The sequence below is a fragment of the Pseudomonas sp. HY2-MNA-CIBAN-0224 genome (genome assembly GCF_040310285.1).
Classification (GTDB): Bacteria; Pseudomonadota; Gammaproteobacteria; order Pseudomonadales; family Pseudomonadaceae; genus Aquipseudomonas; species Aquipseudomonas helleri.
This window is the reverse complement of the sequence record NZ_JBEOPQ010000541.1, coordinates 1-270: the sequence shown is the minus strand read 5'-3', so window position 1 is coordinate 270 and position 270 is coordinate 1. Positions and strand designations below refer to the sequence as shown.

At 47.0% G+C, this 270-nt stretch carries 1 protein-coding gene; it reads right to left on the bottom strand.

Annotated features, from left to right (window positions below):
- Positions 1-270 (bottom strand): 3'-5' exonuclease family protein (locus tag AAEZ03_RS27485; RefSeq protein WP_350583023.1); only part of this gene is annotated, 270 nt, incomplete at both ends.

Below are 270 nucleotides of genomic sequence, written 5' to 3'. Positions count from 1 at the left end.
CTAATACCGTATCACGATCAAGTTGCTTTGCAGTCAGCTCATCACCTTCCAGACGATGAGTCAGCGGAATATAATAGGCTTCATGCGCTCGCAGGGCAAAAGACAGCCCGACGATTTCGGCTTGACGCCAATAGACGCTGGTCGTTTCGGTATCAATAACGAAGTGCGGTGCAGCCTCTAACAATTTAACCAAGCTGTCAAAGGCAGGCTCGTCTAAAATCGTATGCCATGCTCTATCAGGATTTTTGCTGTCAGTGATATTCTCAATAG